The organism is Streptomyces kanamyceticus (assembly GCF_008704495.1).
GTDB lineage: Bacteria > Actinomycetota > Actinomycetes > Streptomycetales > Streptomycetaceae > Streptomyces > Streptomyces kanamyceticus.
Window position 1 is genome coordinate 4,030,858 of record NZ_CP023699.1, and the last position, 24,592, is coordinate 4,055,449.

Annotated in this window: 23 protein-coding genes; 7 read left to right on the forward strand and 16 right to left on the reverse strand. The window is 71.3% G+C overall.

Features of this window, described 5'->3' with window-relative positions:
* Nucleotides 1-90: 90 nt before the first annotated feature.
* Entirely contained in the window at nucleotides 91-1,620 is a 1,530-nt protein-coding gene (locus tag CP970_RS16550; protein WP_191094929.1) for an aldehyde dehydrogenase family protein, read from the reverse strand.
* A 156-nt stretch (nucleotides 1,621-1,776) separates the two neighbouring features.
* On the opposite strand from CP970_RS16550, the gene CP970_RS16555 reads away from it, so the two are divergent.
* A complete protein-coding gene (locus tag CP970_RS16555; protein WP_224058472.1) occupies nucleotides 1,777-2,616 on the forward strand; it encodes a hypothetical protein in 840 nt (279 codons plus the stop codon).
* Nucleotide 2,617: 1 nt separating this feature from the next.
* Here the strand turns inward: CP970_RS16555 and CP970_RS16560 are convergent, their stop codons facing one another.
* Entirely contained in the window at nucleotides 2,618-3,223 is a 606-nt protein-coding gene (locus CP970_RS16560) for a hypothetical protein (RefSeq protein ID WP_063806217.1), read from the reverse strand.
* The gene (locus CP970_RS16565) at nucleotides 3,223-3,468 is read right to left on the reverse strand and encodes a helix-turn-helix transcriptional regulator (protein ID WP_055554276.1); all 246 of its coding nucleotides are present in this window, start codon (nucleotides 3,466-3,468) and stop codon (nucleotides 3,223-3,225) included. Before CP970_RS16565 ends, CP970_RS16560 begins: the two co-directional genes overlap by 1 nt.
* Here CP970_RS16565 and CP970_RS16570 point away from each other — a divergent pair.
* Nucleotides 3,467-3,886 carry a hypothetical protein gene (locus tag CP970_RS16570; RefSeq protein ID WP_317987154.1) on the forward strand — a complete coding sequence of 140 codons (420 nt, stop codon included), beginning with the start codon at nucleotides 3,467-3,469 and terminating at the stop codon, nucleotides 3,884-3,886. The genes CP970_RS16565 and CP970_RS16570 overlap by 2 nt on opposite strands.
* Before the next feature lie 45 nt (nucleotides 3,887-3,931).
* On the opposite strand, the gene CP970_RS16575 is transcribed toward CP970_RS16570, so the two are convergent.
* Nucleotides 3,932-4,855, reverse strand: coding sequence for a LysR family transcriptional regulator (locus CP970_RS16575; protein WP_055557222.1), 924 nt, complete (start codon nucleotides 4,853-4,855; stop codon nucleotides 3,932-3,934).
* A gap of 250 nt (nucleotides 4,856-5,105) precedes the next feature.
* Here CP970_RS16575 and CP970_RS16580 point away from each other — a divergent pair, with 250 nt between their 5' ends.
* Entirely contained in the window at nucleotides 5,106-6,440 is a 1,335-nt protein-coding gene (locus CP970_RS16580; RefSeq protein WP_398656945.1) for an MFS transporter, read from the forward strand.
* A 113-nt stretch (nucleotides 6,441-6,553) separates the two neighbouring features.
* Here CP970_RS16580 and CP970_RS16585 read toward each other — a convergent pair whose 3' ends face one another.
* Both CP970_RS16585 and CP970_RS16590 read right to left on the reverse strand, forming a co-directional pair.
* Nucleotides 6,554-7,543 carry a malate dehydrogenase gene (locus CP970_RS16585; RefSeq protein WP_150493480.1) on the reverse strand — a complete coding sequence of 330 codons (990 nt, stop codon included), beginning with the start codon at nucleotides 7,541-7,543 and terminating at the stop codon, nucleotides 6,554-6,556.
* Nucleotides 7,544-8,358: 815 nt separating this feature from the next.
* A complete protein-coding gene (locus tag CP970_RS16590; protein WP_150493482.1) occupies nucleotides 8,359-9,489 on the reverse strand; it encodes a helix-turn-helix domain-containing protein in 1,131 nt (376 codons plus the stop codon).
* 661 nt (nucleotides 9,490-10,150) lie between these two features.
* Here CP970_RS16590 and CP970_RS16595 point away from each other — a divergent pair.
* Nucleotides 10,151-10,504: a hypothetical protein gene (locus CP970_RS16595; RefSeq protein ID WP_150493484.1), complete on the forward strand. Its 354-nt coding sequence runs from the start codon at nucleotides 10,151-10,153 to the stop codon at nucleotides 10,502-10,504.
* 85 nt (nucleotides 10,505-10,589) lie between these two features.
* On the opposite strand, the gene CP970_RS16600 is transcribed toward CP970_RS16595, so the two are convergent.
* The 4 genes from CP970_RS16600 to CP970_RS16615 form a co-directional block, all read right to left on the reverse strand.
* The gene (locus tag CP970_RS16600) at nucleotides 10,590-11,273 is read right to left on the reverse strand and encodes a response regulator (RefSeq protein WP_055552057.1); all 684 of its coding nucleotides are present in this window, start codon (nucleotides 11,271-11,273) and stop codon (nucleotides 10,590-10,592) included.
* Nucleotides 11,274-11,277: 4 nt separating this feature from the next.
* Nucleotides 11,278-12,459 (reverse strand): sensor histidine kinase, encoded by a 1,182-nt coding sequence (locus CP970_RS16605; RefSeq protein ID WP_055552059.1) that lies wholly within the window; start codon nucleotides 12,457-12,459, stop codon nucleotides 11,278-11,280.
* A 264-nt stretch (nucleotides 12,460-12,723) separates the two neighbouring features.
* Nucleotides 12,724-13,197, reverse strand: a complete 474-nt coding sequence (locus CP970_RS16610) for a DUF3017 domain-containing protein (RefSeq protein ID WP_055552062.1) — start codon at nucleotides 13,195-13,197, stop codon at nucleotides 12,724-12,726.
* 19 nt (nucleotides 13,198-13,216) lie between these two features.
* The gene (locus tag CP970_RS16615) at nucleotides 13,217-14,071 is read right to left on the reverse strand and encodes a bifunctional methylenetetrahydrofolate dehydrogenase/methenyltetrahydrofolate cyclohydrolase (RefSeq protein ID WP_055552065.1); all 855 of its coding nucleotides are present in this window, start codon (nucleotides 14,069-14,071) and stop codon (nucleotides 13,217-13,219) included.
* A 254-nt stretch (nucleotides 14,072-14,325) separates the two neighbouring features.
* Here CP970_RS16615 and CP970_RS16620 point away from each other — a divergent pair, with 254 nt between their 5' ends.
* On the forward strand, nucleotides 14,326-14,961 hold the full coding sequence (locus CP970_RS16620; protein WP_055552067.1) for a hypothetical protein: 636 nt from the start codon (nucleotides 14,326-14,328) through the stop codon (nucleotides 14,959-14,961).
* A gap of 113 nt (nucleotides 14,962-15,074) precedes the next feature.
* Here CP970_RS16620 and purH read toward each other — a convergent pair whose 3' ends face one another.
* Nucleotides 15,075-16,688 carry a bifunctional phosphoribosylaminoimidazolecarboxamide formyltransferase/IMP cyclohydrolase gene (purH, locus tag CP970_RS16625; protein WP_055552069.1) on the reverse strand — a complete coding sequence of 538 codons (1,614 nt, stop codon included), beginning with the start codon at nucleotides 16,686-16,688 and terminating at the stop codon, nucleotides 15,075-15,077.
* Entirely contained in the window at nucleotides 16,685-17,323 is a 639-nt protein-coding gene (purN, locus tag CP970_RS16630) for a phosphoribosylglycinamide formyltransferase (protein WP_398655224.1), read from the reverse strand. The genes purH and purN overlap by 4 nt, the downstream gene beginning before the upstream one ends.
* Nucleotides 17,324-17,576: 253 nt before the next feature.
* On the opposite strand from purN, the gene CP970_RS16635 reads away from it, so the two are divergent.
* Nucleotides 17,577-18,350: a hypothetical protein gene (locus tag CP970_RS16635; protein WP_055552074.1), complete on the forward strand. Its 774-nt coding sequence runs from the start codon at nucleotides 17,577-17,579 to the stop codon at nucleotides 18,348-18,350.
* A 36-nt stretch (nucleotides 18,351-18,386) separates the two neighbouring features.
* Here the strand turns inward: CP970_RS16635 and CP970_RS16640 are convergent, their stop codons facing one another.
* Nucleotides 18,387-20,138 carry a cell division protein PerM gene (locus tag CP970_RS16640; RefSeq protein WP_398655226.1) on the reverse strand — a complete coding sequence of 584 codons (1,752 nt, stop codon included), beginning with the start codon at nucleotides 20,136-20,138 and terminating at the stop codon, nucleotides 18,387-18,389.
* Between the two features lie 149 nt (nucleotides 20,139-20,287).
* Between CP970_RS16640 and CP970_RS16645 the strand changes: the two genes are divergently transcribed.
* Nucleotides 20,288-21,589, forward strand: a complete 1,302-nt coding sequence (locus CP970_RS16645) for a helix-turn-helix domain-containing protein (RefSeq protein WP_055552075.1) — start codon at nucleotides 20,288-20,290, stop codon at nucleotides 21,587-21,589.
* Between the two features lie 111 nt (nucleotides 21,590-21,700).
* On the opposite strand, the gene sucD is transcribed toward CP970_RS16645, so the two are convergent.
* From sucD to CP970_RS16660, 3 genes are all read right to left on the reverse strand, one after another.
* Nucleotides 21,701-22,585 carry a succinate--CoA ligase subunit alpha gene (sucD, locus tag CP970_RS16650; RefSeq protein WP_055552078.1) on the reverse strand — a complete coding sequence of 295 codons (885 nt, stop codon included), beginning with the start codon at nucleotides 22,583-22,585 and terminating at the stop codon, nucleotides 21,701-21,703.
* A 21-nt stretch (nucleotides 22,586-22,606) separates the two neighbouring features.
* Entirely contained in the window at nucleotides 22,607-23,785 is a 1,179-nt protein-coding gene (gene sucC / locus CP970_RS16655; RefSeq protein WP_055552080.1) for an ADP-forming succinate--CoA ligase subunit beta, read from the reverse strand.
* 307 nt (nucleotides 23,786-24,092) lie between these two features.
* On the reverse strand, nucleotides 24,093-24,572 hold the full coding sequence (locus CP970_RS16660) for a hypothetical protein (protein WP_055552082.1): 480 nt from the start codon (nucleotides 24,570-24,572) through the stop codon (nucleotides 24,093-24,095).
* Between the last annotated feature and the right edge of the window lie 20 nt (nucleotides 24,573-24,592).

Below are 24,592 nucleotides of genomic sequence, written 5' to 3' on the forward strand. Positions count from 1 at the left end.
GCGGGGGGTGCTCGGGGGGGTGAAGGTGCTTGACGTACGCGCGCGGGGCGGTGTGTGTGCCGCCCCGCGCGTACCGCTACGTGCCGGGGATCAGCCCGCGAACCAGCGGACCGGCTGTGGCGCCAGGTTCTGGTAGATGTGCTTGGACTCGCGGTACTCGGCGAGTCCCGCGGGGCCGAGCTCGCGCCCGACGCCGCTCTTGCCGAAGCCGCCCCACTCCGCCTGCGGCAGGTAGGGGTGGAAGTCGTTGATCCAGATGGTGCCGTGGCGCATCCGGCGCGCCATGCGGCGGGCGCGGCCCGAATCGGTGGTCCACACGGCGCCCGCGAGACCGTACTCGGTGTCGTTGGCGAGCGCGACGGCCTCGTCCTCGGTGCGGAAGGTCTCGACGCTGAGGACGGGCCCGAAGACCTCTTCGCGTACGACCCGCATCTCGCGGTGGCACTGGTCGAGCACGGTCGGCTCGTAGAAGTAGCCCTCGGCCGGACGGACGTCGCTGGGCTCGGGGCGCTTGCCGCCGGAGCGGAGCACCGCGCCCTCCTCCAGGGCGGAGGCGACGTACATCTCGGTCTTCTCGCGCTGATGCTCGGAGACCAGCGGGCCGCACTCGACGCCCTCTTCGGTGCCGCGGCCGAGCTTGATCTGCTGGGCCCTGCGGGCGAGTTCGGCGACGAAGCGCTCGCGGATGGACTCCTCGATGATGAGGCGGCCACCGGCGGAGCAGACCTGCCCGCTGTGGATGAAGGCGGCGTTCAGCGCCTGGTCGACGGCGGTGTCGAAGTCCTCGTCGGTGGCGCAGGCGTCGGCGAACACCACGTTGGGGTTCTTGCCGCCGAGCTCCAGGGCGACCTTCTTCACGCCGAGCGCGGCGGCCTGGGCGACCTTGGTGCCGGAGACGAGGCCGCCGGTGAAGGAGACCAGGTCGACGTCGGGGTGGTCGGACAGGCGGGCGCCGACCGTGTGTCCTGGGCCCGTCACGATGTTGGCGACACCGGCGGGCAGGCCCGCCTCCACCAGCAGCTCGATCAGCGCGACCGTCGTCAGCGGAGTGACCTCACTCGGCTTGATGACGAAGGTGTTGCCCGCCGCGAGGGCCGGGGCGATCTTCCAACTGGCCTGCAGGAGCGGGTAGTTCCAGGGCGTGATCATCGTGCATACGCCGACGGGCTCGTGCACGACGACGCTGTGAATGTCGTCGGACCCGGCGTCGACGACGCGCCCCGCACCCTCGCCGATGACGAGATCGGCGAAGTACCGGAAGGCGTCGGCGACGCAGTCCACGTCGACCCGGCCCTCTTCGAGGGTCTTGCCCGCGTCGCGGCTCTCCAGGAGCCCGATCTCCTCGCGGTCGCGCACGAGGAGGTCGGCGACCCGGCGCAGGAGCGCGGCGCGCTCGGCGACCGGGGTGCCCGGCCAGGGGCCCTCGTCGAAGGCGGTGCGGGCGGCTGCGATGGCGGCGTCCGCGTCTTCCGTGGAGCCCTCGGCGATCACGGCGAACGGCTTGGCGTCCGCCGGGTCGAGGATCTCGCGGGTGGCTCCGGAGGCGGCGTTCAGCCACTCTCCGCCCACATGGATGGTCTGTTGTGCGGACACGTCCCGTTTGCCTTCCGTTCCTGTCATTTGCCCCGCCTGTCACTCGCGGTAGCCGGGTGCACCTGCCCTGAGGTGGAGAAAGCATGCGCAACCCGTGACTGAAAGTGCGCTGTGTCACTGCGCGTGCGGGCACTCGGGCCCAAACGTACGCTCGATGCATGGTTTGTCACCGGAGGTGACGTCATGAGTGGAATGTCCAGGAAGCGCGTGAGGGGAAGCGCGGCGTGCTGCGCGGCCGCACTCCTCATCCTCCCCGCATGTTCGTCGGACGGCGACGGCGAGGACAAGACCAAGGCCAAGGGCGATGCCGGGGACCTGAGCGCACGGGAGATCTCCGACAAGGCCAAGCGGGAGCTGCTCGACGCGAAATCCGTGCACATCTCGATGAGAGCGACGGGCGCGGACGCCACGAAGGACACGGATTCGGACACGGATTCCGACGGCGATTCGGACTCCGACTCGGCGGACCCGGCCTCGATGGAACTGACGCTCGACCGTGACGACAACTGCGTCGGCTCGATGAAGATGGCGAATGGCGCCGCCCTCGACCTGGTCAAACGCGGCGACAAGGTGTGGATGAAGCCGAACAAGGCGTTCTGGCGGACACAGGTGCCCGGCGGCGCGGGCGAGGCGGCCGCCGAGATCTTCAAGAACCGCTACATCCACGGCAGTACGAGCGACGCAATGCTCAAGGAGGTCACCGGCATCTGCGACCTCGGCAAGATCCAGAAGGACATTCAGGACGACGCCGACGACAAGACGAAGTCGCTGGCCAAGGGCGAGCCCACGACGGTCGACGGCACCGCCGCCATCCCGCTGACCGGCAAGGACGACGGCAAGGAGATCACCCTCTACGTCGCCACCGAGGGCAAGCCGTACCTGCTGAAGGCGGTGGAGAAGGGCGACGGCGACGACACGACGACGACCTTCTCCGACTACGACGAGCCGGTCCCTTCGAAGACGCCGTCACCCGACGAATCGGTCGACGTCTCCAAGCTCGAACAGCAGCTGCGGAAGACCTGAGTCACCCGGCGGAAGCGCCGACCGGTTCCCCGTCGACGTCGTCCAGGTCATCCCCGTCGTCCCCGTCCACCGGCTCGTCGGCGGCCGTCAGGCCCGCCATCCACAGCGGCATCAGCCAGTGCACGACGAACACGCTGAACAGCACGGGGAAGATCATCCCCTCGATCTCGAACCCGGCGAGGCCCGCGCCGCCCACGGCGACGGTCACACCGAGGAGCAGCCACATCATCGCCTGGTGGGCGCGGGTCACCACGCGGTCCTTCTCGGCGCGCTGGCGCTCGTCCAGGGCGCGGGCGCGCAGTTCGAGGAGGCCCCGGGTCGCGCCGTTGATCACGCCGGTCGCGACGCACCACGGCAGCAGGACGCCGAGCATCCCGAACGTCGCCCAGCGTTGGTCCCCGAGCACGGAGTAGAGCCAGCACGCGATGCCGAGCGCGGTCAGCGCCACGTGCGCGACGACGACGGCGCGGCGGCGGCCCGCGGTGGCGTACAGCGGGGCGGCCTCGCGGCGGTTCATGATGGCGTACATGCGCCGGTCGTATCCGGTCATCCGCTCCTGCTGCCCCGGCAACCCCTGCTGCCCTGGCTGCGCGCTCTTGCCGCTCATCACTGATTCCTCCCGTAGACCTGATCGGTGAGCGGGCGGAACGGGTCGAGGGAGAACAGCGCCTCCACCGGCAGCTCGAAGAACTTCGCGATCTTCAGCGCGAGGTCGAGGCTCGGGTTGTACTGCCCCCGCTCGATGTAGCCGATGGTCTGGTAGTGGGCCCCCACCGCCTCGGCCAGGCTCTGGCGCGACACCTTCCGCTCGGCGCGCACCATCGCCAACCTGTTGTGCACTTGCTCGCTCATGTATAAGAAGTACTACATTCGCGAGTACAGCGACAACACCGACAGCGACAACACCGACGAGGAAGAGGTCACGGGAAACATGTTCGGCACCAAGCGGGAAATGACGGTGGTCGCCCTGCGCGACACGGACGCGATCGCGGACGAGCTGCGCGAGGCGCTCGCGACGGCCGACGCGGCGGAGCGCCCCGGCCTGGAGCGCGCCGCCGCGATCGTCGCGCGCGTGGCGGCCGTCCCCGACTCCGAGGTGCGCGGCCGCTGGGCCCTGAACCACCTCGCGGCCGCCGGCCACACGGGCCCCGCCGACTCGGTCCGCGCGGTCAAGGCCCTGCGCCAGGCCGAGCCGGGCCTGAGCCTCGCGACGGCGGTGCAGCTGTCGAAGGAGGCGGCGGCGCTCCAGGCGAAGGAGCCCGGCAACTGACGCACCCGTTCCCTCCCCCGCCCCCTCCCCTGCTCACTCCCCCGCTCACTCCCCCGCCAGCAGATCCCGCGCGCACGCCCGCAGCCACGCGTGCGCCGGATCCGCGTCGTGCCGCGGATGCCAGGCCATGCCCAGCGGCAGGAGCGGAAGGTCCAGCGGCATCTCGAAGGTGACCAGGCCCATGGCCTCCGCCAGCGGGGAGACCCAGGAGGCGCCGAGGCCCACCAGGTCCGTGCGCAGCAGGACGAAGAGGGACGAGGAGAACGTCGCCACACTGCCCACCACCCGTCTGCTCAGGCCGAGTTCGGCGAGGGCCGCATCCAGCGGCCCGGCCAGCCGCCCCCTGCGCGAGACGGTCAGATGGCTCGCCTCCGCGAGCCGACGCGCCGTCAGCTTCCCCTTGAGCAGCGGGTGTCCCGGCCGTACGACACCGAGCATGCGGTCGTCGCGGAAGTGCTCGACGTGCACCTCGGGCGCGGTCGTGTCGATCACCCCGAGCTCCAGATCGGCGGTGCCCTGACGCAGTACGGGCGCGTCCACATGGCTCTCGCCGAGGAAGCGGAGCCGCACCCCCGGCGCCTCGTCGGCCGCGCGTGCGAAGAGTTTCGGCCCGTACGCGGCGGCGACCGCGTCCGAGCCGAGGATCGTGAACGTACGCGAGACCGTCCGAACGTCCACGGCGCCGGGCCCCGCGAAGAGCGCGCGGGCCCGCTCCACCACCGCGCCCACCTCGGCCCGCACGGCCAGCGCGTGCGGCGTGGGCACCATGTGCCGACCCGCCCTGACCAGGACCGGATCGCCCAGGGCCTTGCGGATGCGGCCGAGGGTGCGGCTCATCGCGGGCTCCGACAGATGCAGTCGGCGGGCGGCGCCGGACACGCTCTGCTCGTCGAGCAGCACGTCGAGGGCGGCGAGCAGATTGAGATCGAGGCCGCCGGGACCCGCAGCGCTGGATTGCGTCACGCGCATTCACCCCTTGCGAAAGATGCACTGGAAAGCAAGTCGGTGCCGAGCCTACGGTGAACGGACATCCCCACCACGACGCTCCCCGGGAGGAGCCTTGCCCTCGCCTGCCCGCACACCCGCAGACACCGCGCCCCACACCCCGGCACCCACACCACCGTCACACTCCGCGCCATCCCCACCACCGGCGCCATCCCCGCCGCCTACTCCGTCCCCACCGCCCACTCCGTCCCCACCGCCCCTACGCCGCTCAACCCTGCTCACCCTGTGCGCCTGCGTCATGGCCGCCCAGGGCATGGTCGCCGCGATCAACCTCCTTGTCCCGCAGCTGAGTTCGTCCGCGCTGCACCCCTCCCCCAGCCAGCTCCTGTGGACCGTCGACGCCTACGTCATCGCCTTCGCGGGCCTGCTCATCCCGGCGGGCGCGCTCGGCGACCGCTACGGCCGCAAGGGCGCGCTCCTCGCCGGTCTCGGCCTCTTCGCGGCGGGCGCCGCCGTCAGCGCGCTCGCCGGTTCATCGGCGACGCTGATCGCGGGACGGGCGGTCTCCGGCGCGGGAGCCGCGCTGATCATGCCCGCCACCCTGTCGGTCCTGATGCGCGTCACCCCGCTCGCCCACCGCCCGCGCGCACTCGCCTCCTGGGCGCTCTCCGCCGGACTGGGCGGCCTCGCGGGCAACATCGGCGGCGGGCTCATCGGCTCCTACCTGCCCTGGCAGGCGCTGTTCTGGGTGATGGTGCCGCTGGCCGCCCTGCTCGCACTGGCGGTGGCGCTGACAACTCCCCGTACGGACAAGGCAGTCCAGACCCCCGCCCTGGACCCCCTGGGCACACTCCTGCTCACCGGCGGGCTGCTCGCGCTGCTCTTCGGCATCATCGAGAGCCCGCTGCACGGCTGGACATCGGCGCGCATCCTGACAGCCTTCGCGGCGGGCGCGTTGCTCATCGCCCTCTTCGTCAGCCACGCGCTGCGCTCCCCGGCGCCCCTCTTCGACCCCCGGATCTTCGCCTCGGCACGGCTGCGCGCGGCGACCCTGGGCACGGCGGTGAGCTTCTTCGGCCTCTTCTCGCTCTTCTACGTCAACTCGCAGTTCCTGCAGTACGAGAAGGGGTACGGCGCCGCACGCGCGGGCCTCGCGATCATCCCGCTCACGGTCGGCATGGTCGTGATCCCCAGGATCGCGGCACGCTGGTCGGAACACCCCCGCCCGGTGGCGGGCGGCGGCCTGCTCCTGATCGGCATCGGCCTGCTGGGCGCGTCGACCGCGACCGGCTCGACGCCCTACGCGGTCTACGCCTGCTGGCTGCTGGTCATCTCGGCGGGCACGGGCCTGTGCATGCCCGCGCTGACGATGAGCGTCGTCACCTCGCTCCCGCCCCACCAGGCGGGCCTCGGCTCCGGCCTCAGCACCTCGGCACGCGAGGTGGGCGCGGCACTGGGCGTGGCCGTCACGGGCACGGCCCTGGCCTCGCACAGCGGGGATGGCTTCGCGGGCGGGATGGAGGCGGCGCTGCGGATCGTGGCGCTGGTGGTGATCGCGGCGGCGGGTCTGGTCACGCTGGGCTACGGCAAGACGGCGCCCCGCGTCTGACGGGCACGCCTCGAAACCCGAAAACAGTGAACGCCCCTCGGCGGCCGCGCGGAGCGGCCGCCGAGGGGCGTTCACCAACAGAATCAGATCAGACCCGATCAGGCTTGATCAGCTCAGATCAGACCGAGACCGCGCACGGCCTCGCGCTCCTCGGCGAGCTCCTGGACGGAGGCGTCGATGCGCGTGCGTGAGAACTCGTTGATCGACAGGCCCTGGACGATCTCGTACTGGCCGTCCTTGGTGGTGACGGGGAAGGAGGAGATCAGGCCCTCCGGGACGCCGTACGAACCGTCGGACGGGATGCCCATGGAGGTCCAGTCACCGGCGGCCGTGCCGTTCACCCACGTGTGGACGTGGTCGATGGCGGCGTTGGCGGCGGAGGCGGCGGAGGACGCGCCACGGGCCTCGATGATCGCGGCGCCGCGCTTGGCGACGGTCGGGATGAAGTCGTCGGCGAGCCAGGCCTGGTCGCTCACGACGTCCGCGGCGTTCTTACCGGCGATCTCCGCGTGGAAGATGTCCGGGTACTGGGTGGCGGAGTGGTTGCCCCAGATGGTGAGCCGCTTGATGTCGGCGACCGAGGAACCGGTCTTCTTCGCGAGCTGCGAGAGCGCGCGGTTGTGGTCCAGGCGGGTCATCGCGGTGAAGCGCTCGGCCGGTACGTCCGGGGCGGCGGCCTGCGCGATGAGCGCGTTGGTGTTGGCCGGGTTGCCGACGACGAGCACCTTGATGTCGTCGGCGGCGTTGTCGTTGATGGCCTTGCCCTGCGGCTTGAAGATGCCGCCGTTGGCCTCCAGGAGGTCACCGCGCTCCATGCCCTTGGTACGGGGGCGGGCGCCGACGAGCAGCGCGACGTTGGCGCCGTCGAAGGCGACGTTCGGGTCGTCACTGATCTCGATCGAGTTCAGCAGCGGGAAGGCGCAGTCGTCGAGCTCCATGGCGGTGCCCTCGGCGGCCTTCAGCGCCGGCGTGATCTCGAGAAGGCGCAGGTTGACCGGCACGTCCGCGCCGAGCAGGTGGCCCGATGCGATGCGGAAGAGCAGCGCGTAGCCGATCTGGCCGGCCGCGCCGGTGACGGTGACATTCACGGGAGTGCGGGTCATGGCGATCTCCGTAAGACAGCTGGCGGTGGGGGTCCCTGTCCCTACGTACGTGGATCCCCTGGTTCCTGGATCCCCGCCGACGCCGCGCCGAGTCCTCGATCGCCTCTCGATGATCGATCTCTTGGCATCAAGAGAGATCCGCCGTCAGGCTATCGCGCCCCGGCTGCCCCTGACTCCCGGGCCTGTGTGGCCCGGCCCACAGCCCCCGTGGTGGGGGGGCGGCCGCCACCTCGGGAGAGGGAGCGTGGCGGCCGCCGTGGGGGTGTGACCACTCCCGTGGGGGTACGGTGCGCCTGCCCTCCGGGGAGCATGTCATTCCCCCCTGCCGCCGTTTTTTCTCTCCACCCCGGGCCAGGGGGTCGGCCCCAACTCCCCGTGCCTGCAGCCGGAATCCCTGCAGGAGCCCCAACCCCGCCGCTCCGCGCCGGATACCTTTCCCACCCGCCCACCCGAATCTCCGCGACGGACCGCCCCTGTAGGAACAACCCGCCTCGGCTTCGGCTGTGGGACAGGGCCGCGCCGCTGTGGGCAATCGTGCCGCTGGGCGGCACGGGTGGGCACAGCCCCCGTCGCCGAGGAGCGGGAACGGGAGCACAAAACACGGCGCGGGCGGGGGTGGGGACACCCCCACCGGCCCGCAGCCGCCCGCGCTCCCGAGGGGACGTGGGGGTATGTGCGAACGGAGCACAGTGGAGACCGAGGCACGGAAGCAAGCCCTATTGGCCCCCGCCCCGGGATGGCGAGTACGCACATACCCCCGCGGCCCCGCCCCCAAGACGAACCCAAGGCGACACCAGCCCCGACCCCGAGGGACGCTACTCCGTGCAACCCGTCTGGCCAGACGCCAGCGTCGCGCACGCCTTCGCCGCCGTGCCGTTCTTCACCGCCACCATCGGCGTATACGCGTCGAAGTTCTTGTCCACAGTCCCGCTCTGCTTGGCCCCCGCACCCCCACCGCTCCCGGTGATCTCCACCGTGTCCCCGGGCGCCGCCTGCGTGATCCGCGCCCAAGCGGCCTCGCACACCTTGCTGAACCGCACCTCGATCACCGTCTTGCCGATCAAGGCCCGCGACGTCGTCTTCGCCAGCTCCCCGCCGCACCCCATGTTCTCGGGATCCTTGCCCGCGCAGTCCGTCCCGCGGCACTCGACCCCCGCGGGCAACTTCGCACCGCTGGAGCTGGGCGTCGCCGACGGCTGCGCCTCGTTCCCCTTGTCGTCGCCGCCCCGCGTCAGAAACACAGCCGCGGCAATGACGACCAGCGCACCCACGACCCCCGCGAGAAACATCGTCAGCTTCCTGCGCCGCCGCTGCTTGTCAGGAGACCCGACCTCTTCTTCCCGCTGCGGCACCGCGCCGAAGGCCGACGCGGAGACATCCCCGTACGAAGACGAAGGAGCACCGAAACCACCACCAGCCGGAGCTGGATCCGGAGCTGGAGCTGGAGCTGGAGCCGGGCGCTGCGGCGGCACCGTGGGCGAGACCCCGGCCGGTCCAGCGACCCCCGTCGCGCTCCCGAGCCCCCCGCCCCCGTTCCGCGCAGCCGCCCCGTCCCCCTTCGACTTGGACGACTTGGACAACTTCGACGAGCCCGTCGGATTCTGCCCCAACTCCCCCAGCGCGGCCCGCGCCTGCGAGATCCGTATCGCCTGCATCGTCATGTCGTGCCGCTGCTCGGACCGGCTCCACGCCCGCTCCGCCAGCTCCCACATGGTGATGAGGTGCACCGGCTGCGTTCCGGTCACCTCGGCGAGCGCGACGATCGCCCCCTTGGGCGCGAGCAGCCGCCCGTTCAGATAGCGCTCCCACGACGTCTTGCTGTAGCCGGTCCTGTCGGAGACCGCCGCGATGCTCAGCCCACTGCGGTCGACGAGCCTGCGCAACTGGCTGGCGAACTCCCTGACCTGCGGGTCGAGCTCATCCGGTAGCGCCTTCCAACGAGGCATTGCTCCCCCTATTCCCCCCGTACGTGCCTGTCCTGCCCCCGCGCGTCCGTCTTGCCGCCATCCCGTTCTGGACTACCCAGAGGGATGCGCAAAGTCAGGATCTCAGTTCCCGCCGTGGGGGCGCACGGGAGCATTCGGGCCACTGGCGTGCGGCGTCACACCCCCCGCGATCCGCGGAACAGTGTCCCACCGCCGTCCCGCTCCACGATGCGGAACCCCTGGCAGCGGTCCGGGACGTCACCAAGCATCTGGATTACCCCGATTACCCCGATTACGAGAGTTGCCCCTTCCTTCCGCTCGTGCGGAGATCGGACCAAGCTCGTTGCACGCCTCGAACACCGTTGCGGAATGGTCACCTCCGTGCCACAGGGGCCGGTCATCCCTTGTCCGTGGTTGGCGGGTCCATGACTCTGGATCTCGAGCGAAACGCATCGCTTACATCGGCTGATTCCCACCGGAACCAGCGCGCTGACCGGCGGCGTTCGTCCTCCCACGGGGGTGAGGACGGGCGCCGTCTCAGGTTTACGCAACCCGTCCCACGAAAGGGTCGAAGAACCGCACACCGGCCATGTCCTGCAGCGCGGGAGCGCGGCGGATCGACAGAGTTCGTGAGGAAGAACGACGCAACGCGTGCAGCAGCGCATGCGGTAACCAGCAGCGCATGCGGCGCACACACCTCACGAAGGGCCCGGACATGACATACGGCAAGCGTCTCGCCCGCCTCACCACCGGCGCACTCGCCGCCTCCGCCCTCCTCGCCACCGGCCTCGCCACGGCCCCCGCCGCAACTGCGGCCCCAGTCACGGCGATCCAAGGCACCGCGCCGTCCTGCGTGAAGCGGGACGTCATCAAGCACAAGAAGTACGTGAAGGTGACCAACCTCTGCGGTGAGGCCATGCACCTGAAGGTCGTCATCGACTGGGGCAACGACTCGCCGTGCCTGACGTACCAGCACGGCGAGCAGTGGGAGTGGAACTGGGGCCGCGGCTCGTACGGCAAGGTCGTCACCTGCTGAACCGCGAGGTGGCCACCGGCTGAACCGTGAGGTGACCACCCGCTGAACCACCCGGGCCCGCCGCCGAACCGGAACGCGGGCCCCCTCACCCCCCAGGCGTAACGAGCCCCGTCTCGTACGCCACCACCACGGCCTGCGCCCTGCTGTCCAGGTCGAGCTTGCTCATCGTGCGGTTGAGGTGGGTCTTGACCGTGGCCTCGCTGATGTAGAGCCGCTCCGCGATCTCCGCGTTGGTCAGACCGCGCGCGATGAGCTTCAGGACCTCGACCTCCCGCAGCGTCAACGCCCCCAGATCGGGGGGCGGTTCGTCGCCCGCGCCACCGGGCCCCGCCGCCTGCCGCGCGAACGCCTCGACCAGGCGCCGCGTCACGCTGGGCGCGAAGAGCGCGTCGCCGCCGCCGACCGCCGCCACCGCGGCGAGCAGCCGTTCGGGTCCGGAGTCCTTGAGCAGGAACCCGGAGGCTCCGGCCCGCAGCGCCCCGTACACGTACTCGTCGAGGTCGAAGGTGGTGAGCACCAGGACGCGCGGCGCCGGTTCGGGCGACTGCGCGAGGATCTTCGTGGTCGCGGTGATGCCGCTCATGCCCGGCATCCTGATGTCCATGAGGATCACGTCGGGCCGGGTCCGCGCGGCGAGCTCGACCGCCTCGGCGCCGTCGCCCGCCTCGCCGACGACCTCGATGCCCGGCGCAGCTCTGAGGAGCCCCACCAGACCCGCGCGGATGAGGAACTGGTCGTCTACGACGAGCACTTTGATGCAGCCGGTCATCCGGTCATTCCGTAGCGTCGTCCCCCTGCGCTGCGGCCCGCGCCGAGGTCGGCAGGGTGAGTCGCACGGCGAACCCTCCCTCGCTCAGCGGGCCGATGCTGATCGTCCCGCCGTAGAGCTTGGCCCGCTCCCGCATCCCAAGCAAGCCGTGCCCGCTACCGGTCCGTAGTCTGTCCGGAATCACCTCCTGGCCGCCGGACGGACGGGAGTTGGTGACGGACACCTCGATGTGCTGGCGCAGATAGCCGAGTTGGACGGTAGCGGCGGCGCCGGGGGCGTGCTTGATGACGTTGGTCAGCGCCTCCTGGACCACGCGGTACGCGCAGAGTTCGACGCCGGGCGCGACCTCGCGCGGCGTGCCGGTGACGCGCAGTTCGACGGGGAGGCCCCCGGCGCTCACCCGCTCCGCCATCTCGCCGAGCCTGGCGAGTCCGGGCATGGGCGCGTCGGGGGCCTCGGATCCGTCCTCGCCGTCATCGGGCCCTGACCGCAGCACGCGCAGCATGCGGCGCAGCTCTTCGAGGGCCTCGCCGCTGGTCCCCGAGATGGTGCCGAGGGCCGCGTGCGCGGTGGTGGGGTCGGAGGCGAAGACGAACCGCGCGAGGCCCGCCTGCACGGATATCACCGACATGTGGTGAGCGACGACGTCGTGCAGTTCGCGGGCGATCCGCCCGCGCTCCTCGGCGACCTCGCGCCGGGCCCTCTCGTCCTGCTCGCGCTTCAACTGCCGCGCCAGCTCGGCCGATTGACGTGCGACGTAACCGAAGCGCCACAGCACGAGCGAGAAGCCGACGGCCTGTCCGACGACGGACGCCATCACGGCGTCCTCGCTGATCAGACCGGCGTAGATCCATACGGCGGACATCAGCCCCGCACCGGGCAGGGAGACGCGGACGGGGTACACGGACGCAACCGTATAGACGGCGATCATGGGCCCGAAGGTGTTCACGACGGGCCAGTAGCCCAGCGTGACGTACACGACGCACGCCAGGTGGACGACGAGCAGGACCGTGAGCGGCGCCCGGCTCCTGAACACGGCGGGCAGGTTGACAAGACCCACCAATATGTAAGCCCTGGCGTCGAGTTCAGGCCATCCCTGCCGTACGGACTCCTGCCCGAGCAGCACGGCCACCGTGGTCAGGGCGACCGCGATGAGCGCGTCGACGACTAGGGGGTGGATCCGCATCGCCGCAGCGTAACTCGCGTCCTTGCGGCGTCACGTCAACCAGCGGCGGTACCGCGAAAGTTGGAGGAACCGCGCGGCTACCGCAGAGGGTGACCCCGACGTCCAACCAGCACGCGATGACGCGGGCCTGGCGAGTCCGTAGGTTCGGGTGGGAGCAGGCAGGGCCGCGACGCACGAGAGCGGCCGTCCGAACGGCGATGGCCCGTCCTCACCGGGGGAAGGACGGGCCATGGCCACTCAAGCGGCGCGGTCGAGCGGCGCGGTTCAGATCGTGTAGTGCAGCGTGTCGTCCAGGAACGGGATCTCCAGGATCGGGTCCGGCTGCGCCATCATCGCGAGGAGCACGATCGCCCCGCCGAGCACGCCGTACGTGACCATGTCCGTGAACCGCGAACGGACCGCGAGCATCCCCACGTCCGGCAGCATCCAGCGCAGCACGGCACCGCCGATGAGCGCGAGACCGATCAGTATCGTGCCGAAGCGGAACGCGTCGAACGCGGTGATCAGCAGGCCGAGCCCGACCGTGGAGACCACGGTGAGCAGGGGCCACTGCCGGGCGGGCGCGGGCGCGTCGCCGGGCGCCGCGCGGCCGCCGCCCTCGGGCCGCGCGGTGTCCCGCGTGAACAGCGGGAAGCGGCGCGTCACCTTCCGCGGCCGCCCGTCCGGGCTCGGCGCGCTGACCGCGCCCTTGGCCTCGGGAGCATCCGGGGTCTGCCCCGGCTCAGGTCCTGCACTCATGGCCTGGCACCTTTCCCGTTCAGCTCGCGGAGCGTTCCGCCGCCTCGACGACGTTCACCAGGAGCTGCGCGCGGGTCATCGGGCCGACACCGCCGGGGTTCGGCGAGATCCACCCGGCCACCTCGGCGACGCCCGGGTGGACATCGCCGACGATCTTGCCGTTCTCGTCGCGCGAGACGCCGACGTCCAGGACGGCGGCGCCCGGCTTCACGTCCTCGGGCTTGATCAGGTGCGGCACGCCCGCCGCGGCGACGATGATGTCCGCCCGCCTGAGGTGGGCGGCGAGGTCACGGGTGCCGGTGTGGCACTGCGTGACGGTGGCGTTCTCGGACTTGCGGGTGAGGAGGAGCGGCATGGGCCTGCCGATGGTCACGCCGCGGCCGACCACGACGACCTCGGCGCCCTTGATCTCCACGTCGTGTTGCCTGAGCAGCCGGATGATTCCGTACGGCGTGCAGGGCAGCGGCGCCGGCTCGTTCAGGACGAGGCGGCCGAGGTTCATCGGGTGCAGGCCGTCGGCGTCCTTGTCCGGGTCCATCAGCTCCAGGACGCGGTTCTCGTCGATGCCCTTGGGCAGCGGGAGCTGGACGATGTAACCCGTGCACTCCGGGTCCTCGTTCAGCTCGCGGACGACCGCCTCGATCTCCTCCTGGGAGGCGGTGGCGGGCAGTTCGCGCTGGATGGAGGCGATGCCCACCTGCGCGCAGTCGCGGTGCTTGCCCGCGACGTACTTCTGGCTGCCCGGGTCGTCGCCGACCAGGACGGTACCGAGTCCGGGCGTGACGCCCTTCTCCTTCAGGGCCGCCACGCGGGCGGTCAGTTCGGACTTGATCGCGGCTGCGGTGGCCTTGCCATCGAGAATCTGGGCGGTCATGCCCCCATCTTCCCGGATGACACCCGCCCGGTACCAATCAGGGCACTCCCCCGGGCGCACCGCCGTTGCGCCGCTGATCAGCGAGGTTGCACTTGCACAACACATACGGACTACGGCTGGACAAATAAGCCACGGCTAAAGAACCATGTGCGGCACAGTGCCGCGGCAGTGTCGGGGGGACGGACCGCATCTGTAGAACTTCCTCCATGGTGTGCCGCGTCGTCCCCAGCACGACCCGACGGAGGAAGACCGCCATGAGTTACGGCGACCCGAACAACCCATACGGGCAGCCGCCCCAGCAGCCCCCGGCCGCTCCCGGGTACGGCTATCCCCAGCAGGGCCCGCCCGGCGTCCCGCCGCAGCAGGGCTACGGCTACCCGCAGCAGCAGCCCGGCTACCCGGGCTACCCCGGTTACCCGGGCGGCAACATGATGCAGCAGTCGATGCCGGGCCTCCTGATGACCGCGCGGGTCTTCCTGTTCCTGATCTCCTCGGTGCAGATCCTGTCGACCATCGGCTTCCTCTACGGCGCGGCCGTCGCCAACGACGTCTCGGACAGCGCCGACGAGTTCGGGCTCGACGACGCGGGCTTCGGTGACGCGGCCACCGGCCTGTTCGTGGTCTTCGCGCTCATCGCCGCCGCCTTCGCCGCCCTCTCGATCACGCTCGGCGTGAAGTTCGGCCGCGGCGGCCAGGGCGTGCGCATCACGACGGTCGTGTACGGCGCGCTCGGTGGCATCGTCGGCCTGATCTACCTCTTCGTCGGCCTGGACACGGGCTACGCGACCGCGATCATCGGCCCGCTCATCTGGGTCGTCTTCGCCGTCATCATCACCCTCGCGCCCGTCGTCCCCAGCGGCACCGCGTGGTTCAACCGCCCTCGCTACTGAGCGAGTTCCCCGGCGTACGCGTACAAGGGCCGCACCACTCCTGACACAGGAGGGTGCGGCCCTTGTGCGTACGTCACGCGTACGTCAGCCATGCGTACGTCAGATCATGCGGCTCAGTGGAAGAAGTGCCGCGTCCCCGTGAAGTACATCGTGACGCCCGCCTTCTTCGCGGCCTCCACGACCAGCTCGTCGCGGACCGAACCGCCCGGCTGGACCACGGCCTTGACGCCCGCGGCGGTCAGGATCTCCAGACCGTCGGGGAAGGGGAAGAACGCGTCGGACGCGGCGTAGGCGCCACGGGCCCGCTCCTCGCCCGCGCGCTCGACGGCGAGCTTCGCGGAGTCGACGCGGTTGACCTGGCCCATGCCGACGCCGACCGAGGCACCGTCCTTGGCGAGCAGGATCGCGTTGGACTTCACCGCGCGGGACGCCTTCCAGGCGAAGGCGAGATCGGCGAGCTCGCCCTCGTTCAGGGCATCGCCCGTGGCGAGCGTCCAGTTGGCGGGGTTGTCGCCGTCGGCCTGCAGCCGGTCGGTGACCTGGAGCAGCGCGCCCCCGTCGATCTGCTTGACCTCGACCGCGTTCGACGGCGCCTGGTGGGCGCGCAGCACGCGGATGTTCTTCTTCTTGGTGAGGACTTCGAGGGCGCCGTCCTCGTACTCGGGCGCGACGATGACCTCGGTGAAGATCTCGGCGACCTGCTCCGCCATCTCCTTGGAGACGGGGCGGTTGACGGCGATCACGCCGCCGAACGCGGACAGCGGGTCACAGGCGTGCGCCTTGCGGTGCGCGTCGGCGACGTTCGCGCCGATCGCGATGCCGCACGGGTTGGCGTGCTTGATGATCGCGACGCAGGGCTCGTCGTGGTCGTACGCGGCACGGCGCGCGGCGTCCGTGTCGGTGAAGTTGTTGTACGACATCTCCTTGCCGTGCAGCTGCTCGGCCTCGGCGAGACCGCCCGTGCCGTCGACGTACAACGCGGCGCCCTGGTGCGGGTTCTCGCCGTAGCGGAGCACGTTGTCGCGCGTGTACGTGGCACCGAGGAACTCGGGGAAGCCGGACTCGTCGGCGGCGGCGCTGTGCTCATCAGCGGCTCCGCCGCGGGCATCGGCGAACCAGCTCGCGACAGCCACGTCGTACGCCGCCGTGTGCTGGAACGCCTCTCCCGCGAGCCGCTTGCGCGCGGTCAGGTCGAAGCCGCCCGCCTTGACCGCCGCGAGCACGTCCGCGTAGCGCTTCGGGTCGGTGACGACCGCGACCGAGGGGTGGTTCTTGGCGGCGGCGCGGACCATCGAGGGGCCGCCGATGTCGATCTGCTCGACGCACTCGTCGGGAGTGGCGCCCGAGGCGACGGTCTCCTTGAAGGGGTACAGGTTCACCACGACGAGCTGGAAGGGCTCCACGCCGAGCTCGGCGAGCTGGCGCCGGTGGTCCTCCAGGCGCAGGTCGGCGAGGATCCCCGCGTGGACCTTCGGGTGCAGCGTCTTGACGCGGCCGTCCAGGCACTCGGGGAAGCCGGTGAGCTCCTCGACCTTGGTGACGGGCACCCCGGCGGCGGCGATCCGCCCGGCCGTCGAACCGGTGGAGACGAGCTCGACGCCCGCCTCGTGCAGCCCGCGCGCGAGCTCTTCCAGGCCGGTCTTGTCGTAGACGCTGACGAGCGCGCGCTTGATGGGGCGCTGCGCGGCGTCGTTCGCGTTCGCGGCGTTGTTCGCTTCGGCGGTCACGGGATAAGAACCTTTCGTCCCTCAATGCGGTAGCCGTGCCGGGCCAGACGCCCCACGACATCGACGAGCAGCGTGCGCTCGACTTCCTTGATGCGCTCGTGCAGAGCGCTCTCGTCGTCCTCGTCCCGGACCTCGACCACGCCCTGGGCGATGATCGGGCCGGTGTCGACGCCGTCGTCGACGAAGTGGACGGTGCAGCCGGTGACCTTCACGCCGTACGCGAGCGCGTCGCGCGCGCCGTGGGCCCCCGGAAAACTGGGCAGCAGCGCGGGGTGCGTGTTCACGACCCGCCCGCCGAAGCGCGCGAGGAACTCCTTCCCCACGATCTTCATGAACCCGGCGGAGACGACCAGATCGGGTTCGTACGCGGCGGTCGCCTCGGCCAGCGCCGCGTCCCACGCCTCGCGGGTGTCGTGGTCCTTCACCCGGCAGACGAAGACCGGGAGCCCGGCGCGCTCGGCGCGCTCCAGGCCCGCGATGCCGTCGCGGTCGGCGCCGACGGCCACGATCTCGGCCCCGTAGCCCTCCGTGCCCTCTTCGCCGATGGCGTCGATCAGGGCCTGCAGATTCGTGCCCGACCCGGACACCAGTACGACGAGGCGCTTGGGGCGCGCGACCACAGCGCTCTTGGCCACAGCGGGGCCCTTTCTCGGAGGTGCGTCTTTGTATGGTCGTACGAAGGCTTCGTGCTCCGTGATACGGGGAACCCTACGAAGCGGCCGACCGCCAGCAACGATACCGGCACCCGGAACCGCCCCTCACGGGACGGTGGCGCGGGCGGAGGGTAGCGTCTGGGGGAAAGGCGCCTGAATACCGACGAATGCCGAGTTGCCGAGCCATCGCACGACGGCTCCTCCACGGCCCTACCTAGGGGAAGACGCACACCTGATGCCGGACCGTAGCCGCCCTTCGTCTCCACCGCAGGACTCCGATTCCCAGGGACCGAAGTCCCGGGGCTCGGGCCAGCAGGGAACGGGCAAGGACGACGACAACCCCTTCGCGCCGCCGCCGGAGGGGACACCGGACAAGCCCTGGCAGCCGCGCCGCCCCTCGGGCGACTCCCACCAGGACGGCGAAGGATCGGGCTCCCCCTGGGGCAGCCAGTGGAGCGACCGGCAGCCCGGCCGCTCCCAGGGCGGCTTCGGCGAGCGCCCCGGCCAGCAGAACGGCCCCGGCCAGGAGGGCCCGTCGGGCTCCGGCGGGGGCGGCGGCGGTGGCATGCGCTGGGACCCGACCGACCCGGCCCAGCGCCGCGCGCGCTACGCCCTGCTCTCCGGCATGTGGGGCTTCTTCTTCGCGCTCTTCGGCTGGCGGTACGTGGCGCTACTGCTCGGCGCGCTCGCGCTGATGTGGGCCATCCAGTCGCTGCGCGCCAAGCGGCGCACCCCCGACCCGACGGCCGCCGCGCCCACGGGCCCCGACGGCACACCGCGCACCGACAAGACGCCCACCACGACGCGGCCGCAGACGACGGCGGCGATCAGCGGCCTGGTGACGGGGGCGCTCGCGCTGGCCATGGTGGCGGCCACGTTCACGGCGCAGCTGGTGTACCGGGACTACTACACGTGCGTGGACGACGCGCTCACCAGCGCGTCGAAGCAGTCCTGCGAGGACCTGCTGCCGAAGCCGCTGCGCCCGCTCCTGGGCGAGCAGGACGACTGAGGCTCCGCCGCGCCACGAAGCTCCTTACGGGCCCGTTCACCCCGAGCCGGGGTGGGCGGGCCCTTCGCGTTCCGGCTCCTCCGGAAGGACTCCCGACGCTTCCTTCAAGGCGCGCCAGCGGGCCTCGCGTTGGGACTCGTCGTGCCAGGAAGGCGCGGGGGCGTCGGTACCAGTACCGGTATCCGCGAAGTCGTACAGCTCGAAGCTCACCGGAGCCGGTGCGGCGGGCTCGGCGGGCGAGGCGTCCGCGGGGGTGCGACGGCCTGGCCACGGCAGCCGGACCTTCGGCACCCGCACACTCATCCGTACGCGAGGCATCGGTACCCGAACCCGCGCGAAACGAGGAAGACGCAGAAGACGCCGCCGCAGTGAAGGCGCCCCCGCGAGCCCCTCCCCCACGGGCTCCACGGACTCCACGGGCCCGTCCGCCACGGACCCCTTCGGCGCCGCAGGCTTGGGCTCCCGCAGCCGCCACGCCCGCAGCGCCAGCGCCCCCGGCACCCCGACCAACGCCGACCAGCCGAGCGCCGCCGCCCCCGTCTGCCACCACACGGGCCCGAAGTCGGCGAGCACGGCCGTGCCCATCGGCCCGCCCGCGAGCGCGCCGAGCACCGCCGTCGCCGCACCGCACACGGCCGCGGCCGCCGCCGCGCCCGCGGCCGTCCGGCCCCGCGACCACGCCTCGTCCCGCTCGCCGAAGGCCGGGGCCGCCACCCGTACCGTGCACCACGCGACCATGAGCCCTGCCGCCACGGGCACCGCGGCGGCGGTCCAGGTCAGCGGCGATCCCGGCCCCTCCGGAGGCACCGCGGCGAGCAGCGGGAACGGCGGGAGCAGCGGCCCCGCGCCCACGGACAGCGGACCCGCCACCGTCCCCGTGCCCAGGGCGAAGCCGGGGCCGAGTCCGTAGGCGGCGCCCCACACCGCGGCGTTGGGCACCAGCGCGAGGGCGAGCAGAAGCACCGCGAACCGCCCCGACCACACGTCCGTGACCTGCGCGAACGACTCCCGCATCGGGCCCGCGTGCAGCACCAGGGAGACCGCGACGAGCAGCGCACCGCCGCCGACGAGCACCAGCGTCGCCGCCGCCCCTGCCCGCGCGAGGGCCAGTGCCCGCCTGCGCACGAAGAAGCCGCGTACGAAGAGCGCCCGCACCCCGCCGGGCAGCGCGGTCAGCGCCCGCCGCAGCGATACCGGTAGCGGCCCGCGCGGACGGCCGTGCGCCGTCCACACCCCGAACCCGGCCGCGACCACCACGAGCACCGGCAGGTGCACGGCGGCGCCGACCCAGGACGCGCTCAGCTCACCGCCCGCCGAGTAGAGCGTCGCGGCCGCGCCGACCAGCAGATAGCCGGTGACCACCCCGCACCACGCGGTGCGCACCGCGTGCCCGCGCCCCTCGGGGGCCGCCGCGTCCCTGGCCGCCCGGTGCACGAGCCAGCCGGGCAGGACGACGAGCAGCAGCGGCGTGACGCCGACCGGCGCGGGCACCCCGGAGAGCGTGTCCGTCCTGATCAGCTCGGTGCCGTGGGCGAGCAGCCAGAGCGCCGCCGCCACGTGCAGGGCGCCGCCGGGCCCGCTGTCCGGGTAGGGCGAGCTGATCCACAGCACCATCACGAGGACGGCGAACGAGCCGAGCCCGAGCCCCGCGGCGACGGCCCCGCCGACGACACAGGTGGCAAGACCTGGCGAACGGTCACCCGCCCGTTCGGTCAGCGGCAGCGACTTCGGCTGTAGCTGCGGCTTCACGGGCGGCGGCGAGGCGCTGGGGTCGGTCGTTCGGTTCACCCGGCCATGCTCCCAACGACACGCGCTTTCTTCCCGTAACAGGCGAATACCGGATGTGTCACTCAAGATACGTTTATGTACTTTTTCGTACGGCGGAACGGCTGCGCCCGGCCGTCCGCCGCACGTCGGCCCACCGTGCGGAGAGTCCGATGCCCCAGAGCCCTGCCACGCCTCTGCCGTCCCCCAAGGAACGCCGCAGGCTGCGCGAGGCGAAGTCGCTGAGCCAGGCCGATGTCGCCGCGAAGGTGGGCGTCACCCGCGAGACCGTGCGCTCGTGGGAGACGGGCCGCACCAGCCCGCGCGGCCGCAAGCGCGACGCGTACGCGAAGCTGCTCGACGCGATCGCGGACGAGCAGTCCGCGGTAGTCCGGACGGCCGAGCCCGCGCCCCCGTCCGAGCCCTCGGCACCACCGGTGGTCGACACCCCGGCCCCGAAGCCGAAGCCGAAGAACGGCACCCCGCACAACGGCTCCGCCGCGGACCGCGGCAGATCGCGGACCCGGCCCGAGCCCACCGCCAAACGCGCGTCGAAGCCGCGGGCCACCCCGCGCGACTCCCGCAAGCTCCCCCACCGCGGCCTGGCACCGGTCGGCGCCCGGCGGACGGCCCCCGCGTCACCCGGGCCGGAAAGCTCCGAGCGGTCGGATCAGCCCTCCCTCACCCCCGCACAGGCCTTCGACGCGCTCTGCGCCCACTGCGCCCCCAGCCTCGTACGCCAGACGTATCTGCTCACCGGGCACAGGACCCTCGCGCGGGAGTCGGTGGAGCGGGCCTTCCAACTGGCCTGGCAGCGCTGGCCCGAGGTGGCCGTCGACCGTGACCCGGCGGGCTGGGTGCGCGCGGCGGCGTACGAGTACGCGATGTCCCCCTGGCACCGCTTCCGGCCCAGCCAGCGGCACCCCGACGCACCGCCCGCCGAACCTGCCGACCGCGCCTTCCTCGCCGTACTCCTCAGCCTGCCGCCCGCGCAGCGCCGCACGCTGCTGCTCTACGACGGCGTCGGGCTCGACCTGCCCGAGACCGCGGCCGAGACCGAGGCGAGCACGCCCGCCGCGGCCAACCGGCTCCTGCACGCGCGCGAGGCGGTCGCCGAACGCCTGCCCGAACTGGCCACGCCCGACGCGCTGCACCGGCGCCTCGGCGAACTGGGCGGCGCGGAGAAGCTGGGCACGCCGAAGGCCGAACGCATCCGCACCGGCAGCGAGCACCGCGCCCGCTTCTGGACGCGCACGGCGATCGCCTTCACGGCCCTGATCATCGGCGCGACGGCCCTCACCCTGAGAACGGCCCCCACGCACTACGAGCCCCCGCAGGCACCGGGCAAGGCCATCAGCGGAGTACCGGCCCGGATGGGCCCGGGCCCGCTCTCGTACGAGGAGACGGAACTCCGCAAGAAGCTCCGCGAGGAACTGGCCAGCGGCCCGGAACGCCTGACCCCGCGGCCGGAGTAGCCCCGTAAGGGGCGTGGGGAACTGCGCGCTCAGCCCCACCGGGCCCGCAGCCAAAAACAAAAGTGGGCCCGCACCTCAAAAAGAGGTGCGGGCCCACAATCAACGGCTAGGTCAGCCCGCCAGGATGGCGCGCGCGAGCTTCGCCGTCTCGGTAGGCGTCTTGCCGACCTTCACGCCAGCGGCCTCAAGCGCTTCCTTCTTCGCCTGCGCCGTGCCGGAGGAGCCGGAGACGATGGCACCGGCGTGGCCCATGGTCTTGCCCTCGGGCGCGGTGAAGCCCGCGACGTAGCCGACGACCGGCTTCGTCACGTTGGCCTTGATGTAGTCCGCCGCGCGCTCCTCCGCGTCGCCGCCGATCTCGCCGATCATGACGATCAGGTCGGTGTCGGGGTCGGCCTCGAAGGCCTCGAGCGCGTCGATGTGCGTCGTGCCGATGACCGGGTCGCCACCGATGCCGACGGCCGAGGAGAAGCCGATGTCACGGAGCTCGTACATCATCTGGTACGTCAGCGTGCCGGACTTCGAGACCAGGCCGATGCGGCCCGGCTTCGTGATGTCGCCCGGGATGATGCCCGCGTTCGACTGACCCGGCGTGATCAGACCCGGGCAGTTCGGGCCGATGATGCGGGTCTTGTTGCCCTTCGACTTCGCGTACGCCCAGAAGGCGGCGGAGTCGTGGACGGCGATGCCCTCGGTGATGACGACGGCGAGGGGGATCTCGGCGTCGATCGCCTCGACGACGGCGGCCTTGGAGAAGGCCGGGGGCACGAAGAGGACGGACACGTTGGCGCCCGTGGCCTCCATGGCCTCCTTGACCGAGCCGAAGACCGGTACCTCGGTGCCGTCGAAGTCGACCTTCGTGCCCGCCTTGCGCGGGTTCACGCCGCCGACGATGTTGGTGCCGTCACCGAGCATGAGCTTGGTGTGCTTCATGCCCGTGGCACCGGTCATGCCCTGGACGATGACCTTGCTGTCCTTGTTGAGGAAGATAGCCATGGCTGTTCTGTCCCTCGTCCCTTACTTCGCGGCCGCGAGCTCGGCGGCCTTGTCGGCCGCGCCGTCCATGGTGTCCACACGCTGCACGAGCGGGTGGTTGGCGTCGCTCAGGATCTTGCGACCCAGCTCCGCGTTGTTGCCGTCGAGGCGCACGACCAGCGGCTTCTCGACCTTCTCACCCTTCGAGGCGAGCAGCTCGAGAGCCTGCACGATGCCGTTGGCGACCTCGTCGCACGCGGTGATGCCACCGAAGACGTTGACGAAGACGGACTTGACGTCCGAGTCGCCGAGGATGATCTCCAGGCCGTTCGCCATGACCTCCGCGGAGGCGCCGCCACCGATGTCGAGGAAGTTGGCGGGCTTCACGCCACCGTGGTTCTCACCGGCGTACGCGACGACGTCCAGGGTCGACATGACCAGACCGGCACCGTTACCGATGATGCCGACCTCGCCGTCGAGCTTGACGTAGTTGAGGTTCTTGGCCTTGGCGGCAGCCTCGAGCGGGTTGGCTGCGTCCTTGTCCTCGAGGGCCTCGTGGTCGGGCTGGCGGAAGTCGGCGTTCTCGTCGAGCGAGACCTTGCCGTCCAGGGCCAGGATGCGACCGTCCTTGGTCTTCACCAGCGGGTTGACCTCGACGAGGAGCGCGTCCTCGGCGACGAAGGTGTCCCACAGGGTCACCATCGCCTCGGCCACGCCCTCGGCCACCTCGGCCGGGAACTTCGCCAGGGCCACGATCTCGCGGGCCTTCTCGATGTTCACGCCGTCGACGGCGTTGACCGGGACCTTCGCGAGGGCCTCGGGGGTCTTCTCCGCGACCTCCTCGATGTCCATGCCGCCCTGCACCGACGCCATGGCCAGGAAGGTGCGGTTGGTGCGGTCCAGGAGGTACGAGACGTAGTACTCCGCCTCGATCTCCGGGGACAGCTCGGCGATCATCACCTTGTGGACCGTGTGGCCCTTGATGTCCATCCCGAGAATGTCCGTCGCACGAGCGACGGCCTCGTCCGGGTCGGCGGCCAGCTTCACGCCGCCGGCCTTGCCGCGGCCACCGACCTTCACCTGTGCCTTGACGACCGACTTGCCGCCCAGTCGCTCGGTGGCCTCGCGCGCCGCCTCAGGCGTGTCGATGACTTCACCGGCCAGCACCGGTACACCGTGCTTGGCGAAGAGGTCCCTCGCCTGGTACTCGAACAGGTCCACGCGCGTCCGTCCCTTTTCCGTGATCTCGCTGCGATCTCGCTGCTTTGGTGTCAGCTGTCTGCGTGGGCGTGCCGCGGAGGGCAACGTGACTGCGCTGTCACAAGGGAGGCGTAGGACGGAGTCCGGTACGCGGCATGTCCGTCTCGCAGGTTATCGCCGCGGGCCGTAGGTCCCTAAATCGCAGATCACATTTGGGCGGTGATGACTGTCACAGATCACCTGTTCCGCGGGCCGGGGGCGGCCCCTGCCGCACCAGGGGCCGCCCGTTTGCTCCAGTTAATCCAGTTGCTCCAGCTACTTCCCGCGGTCAGGCGGTGTGCGGGGGGCCCGGCGTGATGTCGCCGGTCGCGCCGCGCACTCCGGTGACGGCGTTGCCCACGAGGGCCCGGGCGTCGCCGACCGGGGTCGCGGGCTTGTCCTGGGCCGGGAGCTTGTCCCGGACCTGGTCGGCGTCGACGGTGGGTGCGGTGTCGACGGACTTCACCTTGGCGGCGGCACCGGTCGCGGCCTTCTTGACGTCGGGGAGGTCGCCCTTGACGTCCTGCACCGCGTCGGACGCCTGGTCCGGCACCGCGATGGAGTGCTGGGGCAGCTCGTCCGCGCTGGCGCGGATCGGCGCGGAATCCGCGGACTGCCCGGCACCGGCGAGGAGCCGGACCGGCGCACGGCCGTCGAACGCCGCGGTGTGCAGATCGCCGTGCACGACGCTCACGTTACCGAGGGACCCGCTGAGGTGGACGGGCGCGGACAGGGGCCCGTGCCCGGTGCCGTGCTCGCCCGCGGTCACGCAAGCCCCCTGCTACCGAT